General features: G+C 59.9%; 18 protein-coding genes, 1 tRNA gene and 1 pseudogene. 8 read left to right on the top strand and 12 right to left on the bottom strand.

All coding sequences use genetic code 11. The annotated features are described in order from the left end of the window. The first annotated feature begins 1 nt into the window (after nt 1). A complete protein-coding gene (gene clpA, locus HBO12_RS20815; protein ID WP_070995983.1) occupies nt 2-2,272 on the top strand; it encodes an ATP-dependent Clp protease ATP-binding subunit ClpA in 2,271 nt (756 codons plus the stop codon). Between the two features lie 152 nt (nt 2,273-2,424). Here the strand turns inward: clpA and infA are convergent, their stop codons facing one another. From infA to aat, 3 genes are all read right to left on the bottom strand, one after another. Then, nucleotides 2,425-2,643 carry a translation initiation factor IF-1 gene (gene infA / locus HBO12_RS20810; RefSeq protein ID WP_002553999.1) on the bottom strand — a complete coding sequence of 73 codons (219 nt, stop codon included), beginning with the start codon at nt 2,641-2,643 and terminating at the stop codon, nt 2,425-2,427. A gap of 100 nt (nt 2,644-2,743) precedes the next feature. Further along, nucleotides 2,744-3,451 (bottom strand): arginyltransferase, encoded by a 708-nt coding sequence (locus tag HBO12_RS20805; RefSeq protein ID WP_169954342.1) that lies wholly within the window; start codon nt 3,449-3,451, stop codon nt 2,744-2,746. Between the two features lie 55 nt (nt 3,452-3,506). Continuing rightward, nucleotides 3,507-4,187 carry a leucyl/phenylalanyl-tRNA--protein transferase gene (gene aat, locus HBO12_RS20800; RefSeq protein WP_170043098.1) on the bottom strand — a complete coding sequence of 227 codons (681 nt, stop codon included), beginning with the start codon at nt 4,185-4,187 and terminating at the stop codon, nt 3,507-3,509. 521 nt (nt 4,188-4,708) lie between these two features. On the opposite strand from aat, the gene HBO12_RS20795 reads away from it, so the two are divergent. Genes HBO12_RS20795 through cysG form a run of 6 tightly spaced genes read left to right on the top strand, consistent with a single transcriptional unit; the run spans nt 4,709 to nt 12,194 of the window. Next, nucleotides 4,709-7,114, top strand: coding sequence for a DNA translocase FtsK (locus HBO12_RS20795; RefSeq protein WP_170043097.1), 2,406 nt, complete (start codon nt 4,709-4,711; stop codon nt 7,112-7,114). A 57-nt stretch (nt 7,115-7,171) separates the two neighbouring features. Continuing rightward, nucleotides 7,172-7,795: an outer membrane lipoprotein periplasmic chaperone LolA gene (gene lolA / locus HBO12_RS20790; RefSeq protein WP_029293564.1), complete on the top strand. Its 624-nt coding sequence runs from the start codon at nt 7,172-7,174 to the stop codon at nt 7,793-7,795. Nucleotides 7,796-7,805: 10 nt separating this feature from the next. After that, nucleotides 7,806-9,131: a replication-associated recombination protein A gene (locus HBO12_RS20785; RefSeq protein ID WP_170043096.1), complete on the top strand. Its 1,326-nt coding sequence runs from the start codon at nt 7,806-7,808 to the stop codon at nt 9,129-9,131. Next, entirely contained in the window at nt 9,128-9,502 is a 375-nt protein-coding gene (gene crcB / locus HBO12_RS20780; RefSeq protein ID WP_169954338.1) for a fluoride efflux transporter CrcB, read from the top strand. The genes HBO12_RS20785 and crcB overlap by 4 nt, the downstream gene beginning before the upstream one ends. 16 nt (nt 9,503-9,518) lie before the next feature. Beyond that, the gene (gene serS / locus HBO12_RS20775) at nt 9,519-10,799 is read left to right on the top strand and encodes a serine--tRNA ligase (protein ID WP_076963826.1); all 1,281 of its coding nucleotides are present in this window, start codon (nt 9,519-9,521) and stop codon (nt 10,797-10,799) included. Next, nucleotides 10,800-12,194, top strand: coding sequence for a siroheme synthase CysG (cysG, locus tag HBO12_RS20770; RefSeq protein WP_170043095.1), 1,395 nt, complete (start codon nt 10,800-10,802; stop codon nt 12,192-12,194). Between the two features lie 66 nt (nt 12,195-12,260). Here the strand turns inward: cysG and HBO12_RS20765 are convergent, their stop codons facing one another. The 7 genes from HBO12_RS20765 to HBO12_RS20735 form a co-directional block, all read right to left on the bottom strand. Beyond that, nucleotides 12,261-13,256, bottom strand: coding sequence for a glutathione S-transferase family protein (locus HBO12_RS20765; protein WP_170043094.1), 996 nt, complete (start codon nt 13,254-13,256; stop codon nt 12,261-12,263). Nucleotides 13,257-13,344: 88 nt separating this feature from the next. Next, nucleotides 13,345-14,346: a glycosyl transferase family protein gene (locus HBO12_RS20760; protein ID WP_170043093.1), complete on the bottom strand. Its 1,002-nt coding sequence runs from the start codon at nt 14,344-14,346 to the stop codon at nt 13,345-13,347. After that, nucleotides 14,343-14,678, bottom strand: a complete 336-nt coding sequence (locus tag HBO12_RS20755; RefSeq protein WP_170043092.1) for a TusE/DsrC/DsvC family sulfur relay protein — start codon at nt 14,676-14,678, stop codon at nt 14,343-14,345. Before HBO12_RS20755 ends, HBO12_RS20760 begins: the two co-directional genes overlap by 4 nt. Then, the gene (gene tusB / locus HBO12_RS20750) at nt 14,675-14,968 is read right to left on the bottom strand and encodes a sulfurtransferase complex subunit TusB (protein ID WP_169954334.1); all 294 of its coding nucleotides are present in this window, start codon (nt 14,966-14,968) and stop codon (nt 14,675-14,677) included. The genes HBO12_RS20755 and tusB overlap by 4 nt, the downstream gene beginning before the upstream one ends. Further along, a complete protein-coding gene (tusC, locus tag HBO12_RS20745) occupies nt 14,968-15,318 on the bottom strand; it encodes a sulfurtransferase complex subunit TusC (RefSeq protein ID WP_170043091.1) in 351 nt (116 codons plus the stop codon). Before tusC ends, tusB begins: the two co-directional genes overlap by 1 nt. 1 nt (nt 15,319) lies before the next feature. Beyond that, nucleotides 15,320-15,712 carry a sulfurtransferase complex subunit TusD gene (gene tusD / locus HBO12_RS20740; protein ID WP_170043090.1) on the bottom strand — a complete coding sequence of 131 codons (393 nt, stop codon included), beginning with the start codon at nt 15,710-15,712 and terminating at the stop codon, nt 15,320-15,322. Between the two features lie 87 nt (nt 15,713-15,799). Next, nucleotides 15,800-16,471, bottom strand: a complete 672-nt coding sequence (locus HBO12_RS20735) for a Bax inhibitor-1/YccA family protein (RefSeq protein ID WP_029293588.1) — start codon at nt 16,469-16,471, stop codon at nt 15,800-15,802. 152 nt (nt 16,472-16,623) lie between these two features. On the opposite strand from HBO12_RS20735, the gene HBO12_RS20730 reads away from it, so the two are divergent. Next, nucleotides 16,624-16,714 (top strand) — tRNA-Ser (locus HBO12_RS20730). A 115-nt stretch (nt 16,715-16,829) separates the two neighbouring features. Here the strand turns inward: HBO12_RS20730 and HBO12_RS20725 are convergent. Both HBO12_RS20725 and HBO12_RS20720 read right to left on the bottom strand, forming a co-directional pair. Next, a complete protein-coding gene (locus tag HBO12_RS20725; RefSeq protein ID WP_178123784.1) occupies nt 16,830-17,078 on the bottom strand; it encodes a site-specific integrase in 249 nt (82 codons plus the stop codon). A 307-nt stretch (nt 17,079-17,385) separates the two neighbouring features. After that, nucleotides 17,386-17,595 (bottom strand): annotated as a pseudogene (locus tag HBO12_RS20720) (hypothetical protein). Nucleotides 17,596-17,632 lie beyond the last annotated feature (37 nt).

Raw genomic sequence — 17,632 nt, 5'->3', positions numbered from 1 at the left:
TATGTTAAACCGCGAGCTCGAAGTCACCCTCAATCTTGCCTTCAAGGAGGCCCGTTCGAAGCGTCATGAATTCATGACCGTCGAACACCTGCTGCTGGCACTTTTGGATAACGAAGCTGCCGCCACGGTCCTGCGTGCGTGCGGCGCCAACCTCGACAAGCTCAAGCATGATCTGCAGGAGTTTATCGACTCCACCACGCCACTGATCCCCGTGCATGACGAGGACCGCGAGACCCAGCCAACCCTGGGCTTCCAGCGGGTGTTGCAGCGTGCTGTCTTCCACGTGCAGAGCTCCGGCAAGCGCGAAGTGACGGGCGCCAATGTATTGGTTGCCATCTTCAGCGAGCAGGAAAGCCAGGCGGTATTCCTGCTCAAGCAGCAGAGCGTGGCGCGTATCGATGTCGTCAACTACATCGCCCATGGCATCTCGAAAGTGCCAGGGCATGGCGATCACTCCGAGGGGGAGCAGGATATGCAGGACGACGAGGGCGGTGAGTCTTCTTCTTCAAGCAACCCGCTGGATGCCTACGCCAGCAATCTCAACGAACTGGCGCGCCAGGGGCGGATCGATCCGCTGGTGGGGCGCGAGATGGAAGTTGAGCGTGTTGCGCAGATCCTCGCGCGTCGTCGCAAGAACAACCCTTTGCTGGTGGGCGAGGCGGGCGTGGGCAAGACCGCGATTGCCGAAGGCCTGGCCAAGCGCATTGTTGATAACCAGGTGCCTGACCTGCTGGCCAATAGTGTCGTCTACTCCCTGGACCTGGGGGCGCTGCTCGCCGGGACCAAGTACCGTGGCGACTTTGAAAAGCGTTTCAAGGCTTTGCTTGGCGAGCTGAAAAAGCGTCCGCAGGCGATCCTGTTCATTGATGAGATCCACACCATCATTGGCGCCGGTGCGGCTTCCGGTGGGGTGATGGATGCGTCCAACCTGCTCAAGCCGCTGCTGTCTTCGGGTGATATCCGCTGCATCGGCTCGACCACGTTCCAGGAATTTCGCGGGATCTTCGAAAAAGACCGTGCCCTGGCACGGCGCTTCCAGAAAGTCGACGTGTCCGAGCCTTCGGTTGAAGACACTATTGGCATCCTGCGCGGCCTGAAAGGACGCTTCGAAGCACACCACGGCATCGAATACAGTGATGAGGCGCTGCGTGCAGCCGCCGAGCTGGCTTCGCGCTACATCAATGACCGGCACATGCCGGACAAAGCCATCGATGTGATTGACGAAGCGGGTGCCTACCAGCGCCTGCAGCCGGTAGAGAAGCGCGTGAAGCGCATCGAGGTGGCCCAGGTCGAGGATATCGTGGCGAAAATCGCGCGTATTCCGCCAAAGCACGTCACCAGTTCCGACAAGGAGCTGCTGCGTAACCTGGAGCGCGATCTCAAGCTGACGGTATTTGGCCAGGATGCGGCGATTGATTCGCTGTCGACGGCGATCAAGCTGTCCCGGGCCGGCCTCAAGTCGCCGGACAAGCCGGTGGGTTCGTTCCTGTTCGCCGGCCCTACCGGCGTCGGCAAGACCGAAGCCGCGCGGCAGTTGGCCAAGGCCATGGGCATTGAGCTGGTGCGGTTCGACATGTCCGAATACATGGAGCGCCACACTGTGTCGCGCCTGATCGGTGCGCCTCCGGGCTATGTCGGCTTCGACCAGGGCGGCCTGTTGACCGAGGCGATCACCAAGCAGCCGCATTGCGTACTGTTGCTCGATGAAATCGAAAAGGCTCACCCGGAAGTCTTCAACCTGCTGCTGCAGGTGATGGACCACGGGACCCTGACCGACAACAACGGGCGCAAGGCGGATTTCCGCAACGTGATCGTGATCATGACCACTAACGCCGGTGCCGAGACGGCCGCGCGGGCTTCCATTGGCTTTACTCATCAGGATCACTCTTCCGACGCCATGGAAGTGATCAAGAAGAGCTTCACGCCGGAATTCCGCAACCGCCTGGACACCATTATCCAGTTTGGTCGCCTCAGCCATGAGGTTATCAAGAGCGTGGTGGACAAGTTCCTTACCGAGCTTCAGGCGCAGTTGGAAGACAAGCGCGTACAGCTGGAGGTGACGGAAGCGGCACGCAGTTGGATCGCCGAGGGTGGTTACGACGCGGCAATGGGCGCTCGTCCAATGGCGCGTCTGATCCAGGACAAGATCAAGCGGCCGTTGGCCGAAGAGATCCTGTTTGGCGAGCTCTCCGACCACGGCGGCGTGGTGCATATCGATTTGAAGGACGGCGAGCTGACCTTCGAGTTCGAGACCACTGCTGAAATGGCCTGATGCTTCGCAGCAGTAGAAAAGGCGCCGAAAGGCGCCTTTTTGCTGTCCGCCAAATCCCAGGCAAGCCAGCTCCCACACTCATTCTGCGGTGCTGGTTAAATCCCACACACACAAAAACGCCCGGCATAACCGGGCGTCTTGTATTGACTTGTTTAGCGGGCGCGGTAAGTGATGCGCCCTTTGCTCAAGTCATAGGGCGTCAGCTCGACGCGCACTTTGTCACCGGTAAGAATACGAATGTAGTTCTTGCGCATCTTGCCGGAGATATGCGCGGTTACGACGTGCCCATTTTCCAACTCCACACGAAACATGGTGTTGGGCAGGGTGTCGACGACAGTGCCTTCCATTTCGAAGCTGTCTTCTTTCGACATGCAGTAAAGCCCTCGGTATCCAGTGAATGGCCCGGTGCAACTGCGCCAGGCAAAAGCGGCGTGCATTGTGCCCGAAAAAGGGTGTTTAAGCCAAGGGGTTCTAGTTAAGCGTGACCCATCTTTGATTAATTAGTAGCTCAATGGGCCGATATTGGGTCTTGTAGTTCATCTTTTTGCAGTTTTTGATCCAGTATCCCAGGTACACCGCTTCCAGATTTTGCCTGGATGCTTCACCGATCTGCCACAAAATGGCAAAACGCCCCAGGCTGCGACGCTCCTCGGCGGGTTCATAAAAGGTATAGACCGCCGACAATCCATTGGGCAGCAGGTCGGTGACCGCGACCGCCAGCAGCCTTCCCTCAAGGCGGAACTCGTAGAAGCGCGAGAACGGCAGGTCGCGCACCAGGAACGTGGAAAACTGGTCGCGACTGGGTGGGAACATATCGCCGTCGGCGTGGCGTTGTTCGATATAGCGCTGGTAAAGATCGAAGTACTCTTCGCTGAAGCCGGGCTTGGCGGGGGTCACGATCAGGTCGGCATTGCGCTTGAGGATGCGTTTTTGATTACGATCCGGCAAAAATTGCGCTACGGGGATGCGCGCCGGCACACAAGCGTTGCAGTTCTGGCAGTGCGGCCGGTACAGGTGGTCGCCGCTGCGCCGAAACCCCATCTCTGACAGATCGGCATACACATGCACGTCCATCGGCTGGCTGGGGTCGAGGAACAGCGTGGTGGCCTGTTCTTCGGGCAGGTAGCTGCAAGAGTGGGGTTGAGTGGCATAAAACTTCAAGCGCGCCAACTCGGTCATGATCAACCCTCGGATAAGCTTTGAAATAAGTGTAAGCCAGGTGCGCGCAAGTCGCCTAAGAAACCCATTGCCCACTGCTGGCTTGATCAAGATGGTCGCGCAGGTAACCGGCAAAGTCGCTGCGGGGAATGGCGCGGGCACCGAGGCTGTGCAGGTGATCGGTGGGCATCTGGCAGTCGATCAGCACAAAGCCCCAGGCCTGCAATTGCCTGACGAGCGTGGCAAAGCCGTATTTCGAGGCGTTGTCTGCTCGACTGAACATCGATTCGCCAAAAAACAGCTGGCCCATGGCCAGGCCATACAGGCCGCCGACCAGTTCGCCCTGGTCCCATACCTCGACGGAATGGGCATAGCCCCGTTGGTGAAGTTGCAGGTAGGCATTCTGCATGGCCTCGGTGATCCAGGTGCCGTCTGCATAGCTGCGAGGCGCAGCGCAGGCCTGGATGACGGCGGCGAAGTCCTGGTCAAAGGTCACCTCGTAGCGTTGCTGGCGCAGCAGCTTGGCGAGGCTGCGGGACACGTGCAGCTCTGTGGGGAACAGTACCGTGCGCGGGTCTGGCGACCACCACAGGATGGGCTGGCCTTCGGAGAACCAGGGGAAGCAGCCATGGCGATAGGCCTGGACCAGGCGGTCGGCAGACAGGTCGCCACCGGCAGCCAGCAGGCCGTTGGGTTCACGCATGGCTTTGGCCAGCGGTGGAAACGTCAGGGTGTTGCGTTGCAGCCAGGTGAGCATGGGTAGTCAGGCTTACGGAAGGGGAGGGCGGTGACAGGCCAGGGACCGTCGTGTAAGCAGTGATTATTGTCGACCCGGCGCCACTCGGCCAGCCCGATCATGTAATCAATGCCTTGATGCATGAGCGCGTGTTTCTGCAACTCTATAGCGGTGGTGCGGTCGTAATCGCGTCATGTCGCCATCCGTTGGGCGGGAATGCTGGGTAAAGCTTGTCCAGTCTGATAAAAACAGCTCATAAGCCTTTGTCAGTAAAGACAATGCATGCTCAAATTGAAGCGTATGAACAATGCGCTTGTCTATGCTCCATGAGCGAGGCCGGCAGCGTGGCAACGGGCACACAAACCCGTACAATGGCGGCACTATGTCCTTGTGGGCCGGCATTAACGCCCGTTCATGAATGAGTCACGAAGTGTTAAAGGACGTTTGACGACGCTCGTTCACTTTTCATCTGCCCGGATTGGGCAGTATTTTTATAGTCATTCAATTGTTGGACGCGCTTAAGGCGCAGGAAAAGACCCGTTTTGAAGAAATCCGCCGCAGCACCCAAAACAGCAGTGGTACCGGCCTGGCGCCAGCACCTGCACTATCGGCTCAAGGAAGGCGCGCTGATTGCCATCGGTGCTTTATGCCTGTTCCTGATGATGGCCTTGCTGACCTATGGCAAGGATGATCCAGGCTGGAGCCATAACAGCAAGATCGACGATGTGCAGAACTTCGGCGGGCCCGTGGGCTCCTACAGCGCCGATATCCTGTTTATGATCCTCGGCTATTTCGCTTATATCTTCCCGCTGCTGCTGGCGATCAAGACCTGGCAGATCTTCCGCCAGCGCCATGAACCGTGGCAGTGGAGCGGCTGGCTGTTCTCCTGGCGCCTGATCGGCCTGGTGTTCCTGGTGTTGTCGGGCGCGGCGCTGGCACATATTCATTTCCATGCGCCGACTGGCCTGCCGGCGGGTGCGGGTGGTGCCCTGGGCGAAAGCCTGGGTGACCTGGCGCGCAAGACCTTGAATATCCAGGGCAGCACACTGATGTTCATCGCCCTGTTCCTATTCGGCCTGACGGTATTTACCGACTTGTCGTGGTTCAAGGTCATGGATGTGACCGGCAAGATCACCCTCGACCTGTTCGAGCTGTTCCAGGGCGCCGCCAACCGCTGGTGGGCCGCCCGTGTGGACCGCAAGCGCATGGTTGCGCAATTGCGTGAAGTCGATACCCGGGTCAACGAAGTAGTGGCCCCGAGCACGCCGGACCGCCGTGAACAGGCCAAGGTCAAGGAGCGCCTGATCGAACGCGAGCAGGCCCTGACCAAGCACATGTCCGACCGCGAGAAGCAAGTGCCGCCGGTTATCGCCCCGGTGCCGGTCAAGGCGCCCGAGCCAAGCCATCGCGTGCAAAAGGAAAAGCAGGCGCCGCTGTTTATCGACAGCGCCGTCGAAGGCACCTTGCCGCCGATCTCGATCCTCGATCCGGCGGAAAAGAAACAGCTCAACTATTCCCCGGAATCCCTGGCGGCGGTCGGCCATCTGCTGGAAATCAAACTCAAGGAGTTTGGCGTCGAGGTGTCGGTGGACTCGATCCACCCGGGCCCTGTGATCACCCGTTACGAAATTCAGCCGGCCGCTGGGGTCAAGGTCAGCCGTATTGCAAACCTGGCCAAAGACCTGGCGCGCTCCCTGGCCGTGACCAGCGTGCGCGTGGTGGAAGTAATTCCCGGCAAAACCACCGTGGGTATCGAGATTCCCAACGAAGACCGGCAGATCGTGCGCTTCTCCGAAGTGCTGTCGACCCCGGAATACGACAACTTCAAATCGCCGGTCACCCTGGCTCTCGGGCATGACATTGGCGGTAAGCCGGTGATCACGGACCTGGCGAAAATGCCTCACCTGCTGGTTGCTGGTACCACCGGTTCCGGTAAATCGGTGGGTGTGAACGCAATGATCCTGTCGATCCTGTTCAAGTCCGGCCCGGAAGACGCCAAGCTGATCATGATCGACCCGAAGATGCTTGAACTGTCGATCTACGAAGGCATCCCGCACCTGCTGTGCCCGGTGGTGACCGACATGAAGGACGCCGCCAACGCCCTGCGCTGGAGCGTGGCCGAGATGGAGCGGCGCTACAAGCTGATGGCGAAGATGGGCGTGCGTAACCTGTCTGGCTTCAACGCCAAGGTCAAGGAAGCCCAGGACGCCGGTACGCCATTGACCGACCCGCTGTACAAGCGCGAAAGCATTCACGATGAAGCGCCGCTACTGACCAAGCTGCCGACCATTGTCGTGGTGGTCGACGAATTCGCCGACATGATGATGATCGTCGGCAAGAAGGTCGAAGAATTGATCGCGCGTATCGCGCAGAAGGCCCGTGCGGCCGGGATCCACTTGATCCTCGCGACCCAGCGGCCGTCGGTGGATGTGATTACCGGCCTGATCAAGGCCAACATCCCGACCCGTATGGCGTTCCAGGTATCGAGCAAGATCGACTCACGGACCATCATCGACCAAGGCGGCGCCGAGCAACTGCTGGGCCATGGTGACATGCTCTACATGCCGCCCGGCACCAGCCTGCCGATCCGTGTTCACGGCGCCTTCGTTTCCGATGACGAAGTGCACCGTGTGGTCGAGGCTTGGAAACTGCGCGGCGCGCCGGAATACAACGACGATATCCTGGCGGGTGTCGAGGAGGCCGGCAGCGGCTTCGACGGTGGCAGCGGCGGCGACGATGATGCCGAGACCGACGCGCTGTACGACGAAGCGGTGGCGTTCGTGCTGGAAAGCCGTCGCGCCTCGATCTCGGCGGTGCAACGTAAACTGAAGATCGGCTACAACCGCGCCGCGCGTATGATCGAATCCATGGAAATGGCCGGCGTCGTCACGGCCATGAACACCAACGGCTCGCGCGAAGTGATCGCGCCAGGGCCGATGCGCGACTGACCTCGTGCCGCGTGGCAGCATGCGGCGCGCCTTTCACATTATTCTATGAGGACTCCCATGCGTCTTATCCGCATGCTGTTGTTGCCGGCATTGGCCCTGACCGCGTTTTCGGCCCACGCAGACCAGGCATCCGTCGCGAGCCTGACCAACCTGCTGGACAAATCCAAGACCCTGACTGCGCGCTTCTCCCAGTTGACCCTGGACGGTGGCGGCACCCAGTTGCAGGAAACAGCCGGTGAAATGGCCGTGCAACGCCCAGGCCTGTTCTTCTGGAAGACCGACGCGCCCAACGAGCAGACCATCGTCTCCGATGGCAAGAAAGTCACGCTGTGGGACCCGGACCTGGAGCAGGCGACCATCAAGACCCTCGACCCACGCCTGAGCCAGACCCCGGCCTTGCTGCTGTCGGGTGATGTGTCGCAGATCAGCGAGAGTTTCGAGATTACCTCCAAGCAACAAAGCAACGTGATCGACTTCACCCTCAAGCCCAAGTCCAAGGACACGTTGTTCGACAGCCTGCGCCTGTCGTTTCGCAATGGCGTGATCAACGATATGCAACTGGTCGACAGCGTCGGCCAACGCACCAATATCTTGTTCACCGGGGTCAAGGCCAATGAGCCGGTCCCGGCCTCCACGTTCAAGTTCGACATCCCCAAGGGTGCCGATGTGATCCAGGAGTAAATCGCTGCCAATGGACCTGTTTCGCAGTGACCCGATTGCCCAGCCCCTGGCCGCGCGCTTGCGCTCGACCAACCTGGATGAGTATGTCGGGCAAGAGCACTTGCTGGCCCGCGGCAAGCCCCTGCGTGAGGCCCTGGAGCAGGGTGCCCTGCACTCGATGATCTTCTGGGGGCCGCCGGGCGTGGGCAAGACCACCCTGGCGCGACTGCTGGCGAAAGTCTCGGATGCGCACTTTGAAACGGTCTCGGCGGTATTGGCCGGGGTCAAGGAGATCCGCCAGGCGGTGGAAGTCGCCAAGCAGCAGGCGGGGCAGTATGGCCGGCGCACTATCCTGTTCGTCGACGAAGTGCATCGTTTCAACAAGTCGCAGCAGGATGCATTCCTGCCTTACGTGGAAGATGGCACGTTGATTTTTATCGGCGCCACCACGGAAAACCCCTCGTTTGAACTGAACAACGCCTTGCTCTCGCGGGCACGGGTGTATGTGCTCAAGAGCCTCGACGAAGCCGCGATGCAGAGGTTGCTGCAGCGGGCGCTGGGCGAGGACAAGGGGTTGGGCAAGCGCCACCTGAGCCTGGGTGACGAGGGTTTCAAGATCCTGCTGGCGGCGGCTGACGGCGATGGCCGACGTTTCCTCAACCTGCTGGAAAACGCCTCTGACCTGGCTGAAGACAATAGCGAGATTGGCGTCGACCTGCTGCAAAGCCTGCTGGGCGATACCCGGCGGCGTTTCGACAAGGGTGGTGAGGCCTTCTACGACCAGATTTCCGCGCTGCACAAATCCGTGCGCGGTTCCAACCCGGACGGCGCGCTGTACTGGTTTGCGCGCATGATCGACGGTGGCTGCGATCCGTTGTACCTGGCCCGGCGTGTGGTGCGCATGGCCAGCGAAGACATTGGCAACGCCGACCCGCGGGCCCTGAGCCTGTGCCTGGCGGCGTGGGAGGTCCAGGAGCGTCTGGGCAGCCCGGAAGGCGAGTTGGCGGTGGCGCAGGCCATCACCTACCTGGCCTGCGCGCCGAAAAGTAATGCGGTTTACATGGGCTTCAAGTCGGCGCTGCGTGTGGCGTCCGAGCATGGCTCGCTGGAAGTGCCGCTGCACCTGCGCAACGCGCCGACCAAGCTGATGAAACAACTGGGTTACGGCGACGAATACCGTTACGCCCACGATGAACCAGATGCCTATGCCGCCGGTGAAGACTACTTTCCCGACGACCTTGAGCCACAACCGTTCTACCAGCCGGTGCCTCGTGGCCTGGAGTTGAAGATCGGGGAAAAGCTCAACCACCTGGCGCAACTTGACCGCTTGAGTCCCAAACAGCGGAGAAAACCATGATTCCCTTGGTGATTGCCGTTTCCGTAGGCGGTGTGGCCGGCACCCTATTGCGCTTTGCCACCGGCAATTGGATCAACGCCAATTGGCCGAAACACTTCTATACCGCGACGCTGGCCGTTAATATCGTGGGCTGCCTGCTGATCGGGGTGTTATACGGCCTGTTCCTGTTACGCCCGGAGGTGCCTGTTGAAGTGCGCGCCGGGTTGATGGTGGGCTTCCTTGGCGGCCTGACGACTTTTTCATCCTTTTCACTGGATACCGTGCGCCTGCTGGAAAGCGGGCAAGTGCCGCTGGCTTTAAGCTATGTGGCCATCAGTGTATTCGGCGGGCTGCTTGCCACCTGGGCTGGCCTGTCCTTGACCAAACTTTGATAAACGAGAGACCGACATGCTCGATTCCAAACTGTTACGTAGCAACCTTCAGGACGTAGCGGACCGCCTTGCATCCCGTGGCTTTGCCTTGGATGTTGCGCGCATCGAAGCGCTGGAAGAACAGCGCAAGACCGTCCAGACCCGCACCGAAGCACTGCAGGCTGAGCGCAATGCACGTTCCAAATCCATCGGTCAGGCCAAGCAGCGTGGTGAAGACATCGCGCCGTTGATGGCGGACGTCGAGCGCATGGGCAGCGAGCTGTCCGACGGTAAAGTCGAGCTGGACAAGATTCAGTCCGAGTTGGATTCGATCCTGCTGGGTATTCCCAACCTGCCGCACGAGTCGGTACCGGTTGGCGAAGATGAAGACGGCAACGTCGAAGTACGCCGCTGGGGCACGCCAAAAACCTTTGATTTCGAGATCAAGGACCACGTCGCCCTGGGCGAATTGACCGGCGGCCTGGATTTTGAAACCGCGGCCAAAATGTCCGGCGCGCGCTTTGCCTTGCTGCGCGGCCCGATCGCGCGCATGCACCGTGCCCTGGCGCAGTTCATGCTTAACCTGCACACCGGCGAGCATGGTTACGAAGAGGCTTACACCCCGTACCTGGTGCAGGCGCCGGCGCTGATGGGCACCAGTCAACTGCCGAAATTCGAAGAAGACCTGTTCAAGATCAGCCGCGACGGCGAAGCCGATCTGTACCTGATCCCGACCGCCGAAGTGTCGCTGACCAACATCGTGGCCGGCGAGATCCTCGACGCCAAGCAATTGCCGATCAAGTTCGTCGCCCACAGCCCGTGCTTTCGCAGCGAAGCCGGTGCCTCGGGGCGTGACACTCGCGGCATGATCCGCCAGCACCAGTTCGACAAGGTCGAGATGGTGCAGGTCGTCGAGCCATCGACCTCCATGGAAGCCCTGGAAGGCCTGACCGCCAACGCCGAGCGCGTCCTGCAACTGCTGGAGCTGCCGTACCGCGTATTGGCGCTGTGCACCGGCGACATGGGTTTCAGCGCGGTGAAGACCTACGACCTCGAAGTCTGGGTGCCGAGCCAGGACAAATACCGCGAGATTTCCTCGTGCTCCAACTGCGGTGATTTCCAGGCCCGACGTATGCAGGCGCGTTTCCGCAACCCGGAAACCGGCAAGCCGGAGCTGGTCCACACCCTCAACGGCTCGGGCCTGGCGGTAGGGCGGACCCTGGTCGCGGTGCTGGAAAACTACCAGCAGGCCGACGGTTCGATCCGCGTACCTGAAGTGCTCAAGCCGTACATGGCGGGCGTTGAGGTCATTGGCTAAATGGAATTTCTGCCACTGTTTCATAACCTGCGCGGCAGTCGTGTGTTGGTCGTCGGTGGCGGGGAGATTGCCTTGCGCAAATCCCGGCTGCTGGCCGATGCCGGCGCGTTGTTGCGGGTGGTTGCTCCCCTGATCGAAGACCAGTTGCGTGAACTGGTGCAGGGCAGTGGCGGTGAGCTGATTGTGCGTGGTTACCAGGAGGCGGATCTTGATGGCTGCACCCTGATCATCGCTGCAACCGACGACGAGCCGCTGAACGCGCAAGTGTCCAGCGATGCCCGGCGCCGGTGCGTACCGGTCAATGTCGTCGATGCGCCGGCACTGTGCAGCGTGATCTTCCCGGCGATTGTCGACCGTTCGCCCTTGGTGATTGCAGTGTCCAGCGGCGGCGATGCGCCGGTGCTGGCGCGCTTGATTCGCGCCAAGCTGGAAACATGGATTCCGTCCACCTACGGCCAATTGGCCGGGCTGGCCGCGCGCTTTCGCGCCCAGGTCAAGGGTTTGTATCCTGATGTGCAGCAACGCCGGGCTTTCTGGGAAGAGGTTTTCCAGGGCCCGATTGCTGATCGGCAACTGGCTGGGCAAGGCGATGAAGCCGAGCGTTTGCTGGTGGAAAAAGTCAACGGCAAGCCGCCCCATGCACCAGGTGAGGTGTATCTGGTGGGCGCAGGCCCTGGTGACCCGGACCTCCTGACCTTTCGCGCGCTGCGTTTGATGCAGCAAGCCGATGTGGTGCTGTATGACCGCCTGGTGGCGCCAGCGATTCTTGAACTGTGCCGGCGCGACGCCGAGCGCGTGTATGTCGGCAAGCGCCGCGCCGATCACGCGGTGCCGCAGGACCAGATCAACCAGCAACTGGTAAACCTGGCCAAGCAAGGCAAGCGTGTGCTGCGCCTCAAGGGCGGCGATCCGTTTATTTTTGGGCGTGGCGGTGAAGAGATCGAGGAGCTGGCGGCCAATGGCATTCCGTTCCAGGTGGTGCCGGGGATTACCGCGGCCAGTGGTTGCGCGGCTTACGCTGGCATCCCTTTGACCCATCGCGACTATGCGCAATCGGTACGCTTCATCACCGGCCACCTGAAAGATGGCACCTCGGATTTGCCCTGGAATGACCTGGTGGGACCGTCGCAGACCCTGGTGTTCTACATGGGCCTGATCGGTTTGCCGGTCATCTGCGAGCAATTGATTCGCCATGGTCGTTCGGCGGACACCCCGGCTGCGCTGATCCAGCAAGGCACCACGTCCAACCAGCGTGTGTTTACCGGCACCCTGGCCGACTTGCCGCGCCTGGTGGCGGAGCATGAAGTGCATGCGCCGACGCTGGTGATCGTAGGCGAAGTGGTGGTGTTGCGTGAGAAGCTGAAGTGGTTTGAAGGCGTCCAGTCCCAGGTATAACCTGTTCGCCCGGCTGCACACAGACCCACTGTGGGAGCCGGGCTTGCCCGCGATGAGGCTGGCGCATCAGCGCCAGATCTCTTTACCGCTCAATCCTTCTCGATCATGTTTGCTATCAAACACCTGCAACGGCCCCTTCGGCACAATCCCTGTCGGATTGATCGTCCGGTGGCTGGCATAGTAATGCCCCTTGATATGCGCAAAATCCACGGTCTCGGCCACCCCCGGCCATTGATACAGCTCCCGCAGCCAATTCGACAGATTCGGATAATCCGCAATCCGCCGTAGGTTGCATTTGAAGTGGCTGTAATACACCGCATCAAAACGAATCAGCGTGGTAAACAGTCGTACATCGGCCTCGGTCAGGTATTCACCGGCCAGGTAACGATGCTTGCCCAGGTGTTGTTCCAGGTGATCCAGTTCGGCAAACACCTCATCAAATGCGCTTTCATACGCCTGCTGCGACGTGGCAAAGCCTGCGCGATACACGCCATTGTTCACGGCGGGATAGATCCGCTCGTTCAGCGCATCGATGGTGGGGTGCAGTGGTTCGGGGTAGAAGTCCAGGTTATTGCCAGTTAGCCCGTTGAACGCGCTATTGAGCATGCGGATGATCTCCGCCGATTCATTGCTGACGATGCGCTTGAGCTTCTTGTCCCACAGCACCGGCACCGTGACACGCCCGGTGTAGTCGGCGGTATCGGCGGTATAGCGCTGGTGCATGTAGGCAAAGTCGTCGAGTCTGTCACCGGTTGAGCCATGGGCCTTGTCGAAGGTCCAGCCATTTTCCAGCATCAACCAACTGACCACCGACACGTCGATCAGGCTTTCCAGGCCCTTGAGCTTGCGCAGGATCAGGGTGCGGTGCGCCCACGGGCAGGCTAGTGAAACATAGAGATGGTAGCGGCCGGCTTCGGCCTTGAAGCCACCATCACCGCTCGGGCCAGGTTGGCCGTCGACGGTGACCCAGTTGCGGCGTTGCGCCTGTTCCCGTTGGAAGGCGCCATCTGCGCTACTTTCGTACCACTGGTCGTGCCAGCGTCCTTCTATTAGCAAACCCATGACTGACTCCTTGGCTATTAAGCGTTGGAGTGCAGTCTAATCGTCTGGGTTCGAACAAATAGCGCAAAGGGTCGGGGTTAATGATCGATTAAATCGATCTGTCCCGCGCGTCCCAATACTGTTGTGCCAGTGCGAAGGCCTGTTCCCGTGGTTGCCCAAGACCGCGCAAGGCCAGGGCCATAGTGGCAATCAGCGCCAATTGCGGGTAGCTGTCCTGCACCTCGCCGCGCCACATCGCCTTCAAATGCTCGGGGTCGAGGCTGGCCGGCTTGACGTGGCGCTGGGCGGAGAGGGCTGGCCACTCCTCATCCCAGCTTGCGCCGCCGGTGGTGCCGTACAAGTGGCTGGTGGTGTCGGGATTGATCTCGATCTCGCCGCCATCACCCTTGATCACAATGGTGTTGTCACCTAGCAAACCACTGGCATCGCGGTGTACGCCCTGGTAACCGGGATGGAAGATACTTTGCAGGCCGCAGCGTGCGCCCAGCGGGTTGAGGATGCGGGCCAGGGAGTGGATGGGCGAGCGCAGGCCGAGGATATTGCGCAGGTCAATCATGCGTTGCAGCTGTGGGGCCCAGTCGCCCAGCGGCATAAACGCCAGGCTGCCTTGCTCCAGAGCGGTCTCGACCTGTTGCCAATTGCGGCACAGTGGAATCTGCAGTTCACCCAGCAACTGTTCGGTGTACAGCCGGCCGGCCGTGTGTGCGCCGCCGCCGTGCATGAAAATCCGCACGCCGCTCTGCGCCAGGCACTTGGCGGCCAGCAGGTACCACGGCAGGTGGCGCTTTTTCCCGGCGTAGGTGGGCCAATCGACATCCACTCTCAGAGATGGCGGGTTGAGGCGCTCGCGCAGGGCCTCGGTGAAGCCTGCGAGTTCCTCCGGGCTTTCTTCCTTGTGGCGCAGCAGCATCAGGAACGCACCGAGCTGGGAGTCCTCGACTTTCTCGTCGAGCAGCATGCCCATGGCTTGCCGGGCTTCTTCGCGCGTCAGGCTGCGGGCGCCACGCTTGCCTTTGCCGAGGATCCGCACAAACGGCGCAAAGGGGTGTTCGGCGGGAGTTTCGGTGATCAACGGGGCAAAGTCGGTCATAAGCAATTCGTCGGCCTGGGCAGGCCCGCCAGCTTGGCGGCAAGTTTGGCGGGAGTGCCTTTGAACAGTCGGTTGAGGTGCAGGCTGTTGCCCTTTTCCGGGCCCAGCTTCAGGGCGGTGTACTTGATCAGTGGGCGGGTGGCCGGGGACAACTGGAACTCCTGGTAAAAACCCCTGAGCAGCTCAAGGATTTCCCAGTGTTCGTCAGTCAGCTCCAGCGCTTCGGCGCTCGCCAGGGCGTTGGCCACTTCGGTCGACCAGGCATCCAGGTCAACCAGGTAACCATCCTTGTCCAGCTCAAGGGTGTGTGTGCCTACGGTCAGGGTGTTCATAGCCAGGTGTTGACCTTGTCATGCTCGATCGACAGCTGCACAAACCCCGGGTAGTCGACACTCTTGGCCCACTGCGGCAACACCAGGCCGCGGGCCTGGGCATCTTCGGCCAGTACAAAGATGCCCAGGGCCTTGGCTTGCAGGGCCTGGAAGGGCGCGCTGCCGGCTTGCAGGGCATAGGTTGCATCGCCGCACAGCAAGATCACATCTTGCGCGCCACACAGGCGTAGGCAACTGTCCAGGCGGGTGTCGGAAAAAGGGGAGTGGGACAACACATGCAAGGTCGACATCAGAGGGTCATCACCTGGTCGTAACGGTCAATCATCTGGGAAATCTGTGCGCTGCTTAGTGGCTGCGCGCTATCAGGGGCGGTCAATCCACGCTCCGCCAGGCTGCAGCTGCAGGCGAACACGTCGTCGATGCCAAACAGCGAGAGTGCCTGCAGGTTGGCCGTCACGTCCTTTTGCTGCAAGGCCTTGGCATCTTGGGCGGTTGCCAGTTGAAACACCCCGTCATCAAGAAACAGCAGGCCAATCGGCAAGTCGAATGCGCCGCCGGCCAGCACCACATCCAGCGCTTCTCGCGCACTGGGTCCGGACCACGGCGCCTGACGGCTGATTACCAACAAGGATCTGGACATTTCATGGCCCTCCAAAGCAGATCAGGCGGTCGGCATCCTGGATGGCATCATGCAACTGCCCAAGGCCTGACAGCGCCCACGGCGCATCCAGATTCACCGCACTGCGCTGGTAGCGCGCAGCTTCTTCAGCATTCAACACCCCACGGCGCAGCGCCGCAGCGATACAGACCACGCCATCAAGCTGATGCTTGCTGACGAAGGCGCTCCATTGTTGAGCGATATCCTGCTCATCCTGGGGCGTGACCACCGAATTGGCGGCGCTGTAGACGCCATCCTGATAGAAAAACAGCCGCACAATCTCATGCCCACCGGCCAGCACAGCCTGGGCAAACTGCAGGGCGCGGCGCGAGGAGGGCGCATGGGCGGCGGAAAAAAGCGCAATCGCGAACTTCATGGAACACTCTGTAGGCAAACCTTTGCCAATGATAAAGCCGCAGGCAACAAAAAGCCCGCCGAAGCGGGCTTTTTGATAAGGCAGGGATCAGTCGTCGCGGCTCATGATGCCGAAGATCTGCAACAGGCTGACAAACAGGTTGTAGATCGATACATACAGGCTGATGGTCGCCATGATGTAGTTACGCTCGCCGCCATGGATGATAGCGCTGGTCTGGAACAGAATGCAGACCGAGGAAAACAGCACGAAACCTGCGCTGATTGCCAATTGCAGGCCGCTGATCTGGAAGAACATGCTCGCCAGCACAGCCGCCAGCAACACGAAGAAACCTGCAGTGATGAAGCCGCCGAGGAAGCTCATGTCCTTACGGGTAATCAGCACATACGCCGACAGGCCACCAAACACCAAGGCCGTCATGGCAAATGCCGAGCTGACCACTTCCGCGCCGCCCTGCATGCCCAGGTAACGGTTAAGGATCGGGCCGAGCAGGAACCCCATGAAACCGGTCAGGGCAAACGCCGACACCAGGCCCCAGGCCGAGTCGCGCAGCTTGTTGGTGAGGAAAAACAGGCCGTAGAAACCGATCAGTACCACGAAGATATTCGGGTAGCCGACACGCATCTGTTGCGCCACATACGCCATCACGCCGCTAAATGCGAGGGTGAGGGCGAGCAGGCCGTATGTATTGCGCAGGACGCGGCTAACCTCTAGCTGCTCAGCCTGCACGTTGCTATTAACTGCGTAATCCTGTTCGCGCATGGCGACACTCCTTCAGTTTTGAAACGTTCAGTCGCAAAGATCATAACAGACGCTCTGTAACAAGCTATGCAGAGAGTTTGACAGTGTGTTTCATTCGGGTATTATGGCGCCCGCTGAGACAGGATGGGCTACTATAATCCTGTGTTGCACAAGGGAAATTGGCAGAGTGGTTGAATGCACCGGTCTTGAAAACCGGCGAACGTTAATAGCGTTCCCAGGGTTCGAATCCCTGGTTTCCCGCCAAGATTCATACGAAAGCCCCGCTTATGCGGGGCTTTCGTGTTTCTGGGGTTCGGCTGTGGCTGGCTTGTATTTGCTCGGTGTTCCATAACTATTATGGAACCGTTCCATAACTTTTCTATTTTGACGGCTTCGTAGTGGCGCCGGGCCTTCTGTCAACGCGCTTTGTGATTTCCTGATTGCTCTGCCCCAGCAGCAGGCTTGCGTTGCCGATATCCACGATTTCCGACGCCGCCTTGGGTCGAATATCTTGCAACTGAAACCCGCCGATCTTCGCGGCGAGCGTCGAATCTCCTTGTTCGATAGTTTTCTCGCAAGCCATCTCTCGTGCCTTGTCCCAGCGCAAGCGCAACATCCCCTTCGTCATCCTTTTTCCATACTTTTTGATCAGCAGATCCTTGGAAGGGTGGGCGGCATTCCTCTCTGAAATTTCCCGAACTAGCCTGCCTCTTCTATTCCGCTGGCCGGCAGTGCGAGCCAGGACTGTCGGTGATTACGGCGCTGGCAGTAAGATCCACCTCAGCCAGCGCGCAATGGATCGTTAGGCAGTAGGTCTGACCCGGAAGGCCAGCAACCCTCCTGATGATAATGAGCTTCTCGCAGCGCTGCGCTCGAAAGAGTCCCACCTTTCTGACCGGGGAGTGGGGGCGTTAAGAGCTAACGGTCTCTGTTGATTAGTCAGGCGTCATAAGGACCGCCAGGGTCAGCTTGTTGAACTCTTCGTTGCGGTCGATGGTATCCAGTGCACCACGCACGTTGTCGGCCATTTCGGTGCCGCCTTGCTGCTCAACCCAGTTCGTAAGCTCCATGATGGCTGCTTCAAGGGCGAGTTAGTTTTCGTTGATTTTGGACAGCAGGGAAGGGAGTAAGTCAGCGTTCGGCATCGGTGTTCCTCCTTTGAGTGAACAGCGTAGGCTGATG

It is taken from the genome of Pseudomonas sp. WS 5059, assembly GCF_012985525.1.
Classification (GTDB): domain Bacteria; phylum Pseudomonadota; class Gammaproteobacteria; order Pseudomonadales; family Pseudomonadaceae; genus Aquipseudomonas.
Note: the sequence above shows the minus strand (reverse complement) of the source record. Positions and strands in the feature narration are given on the sequence as shown.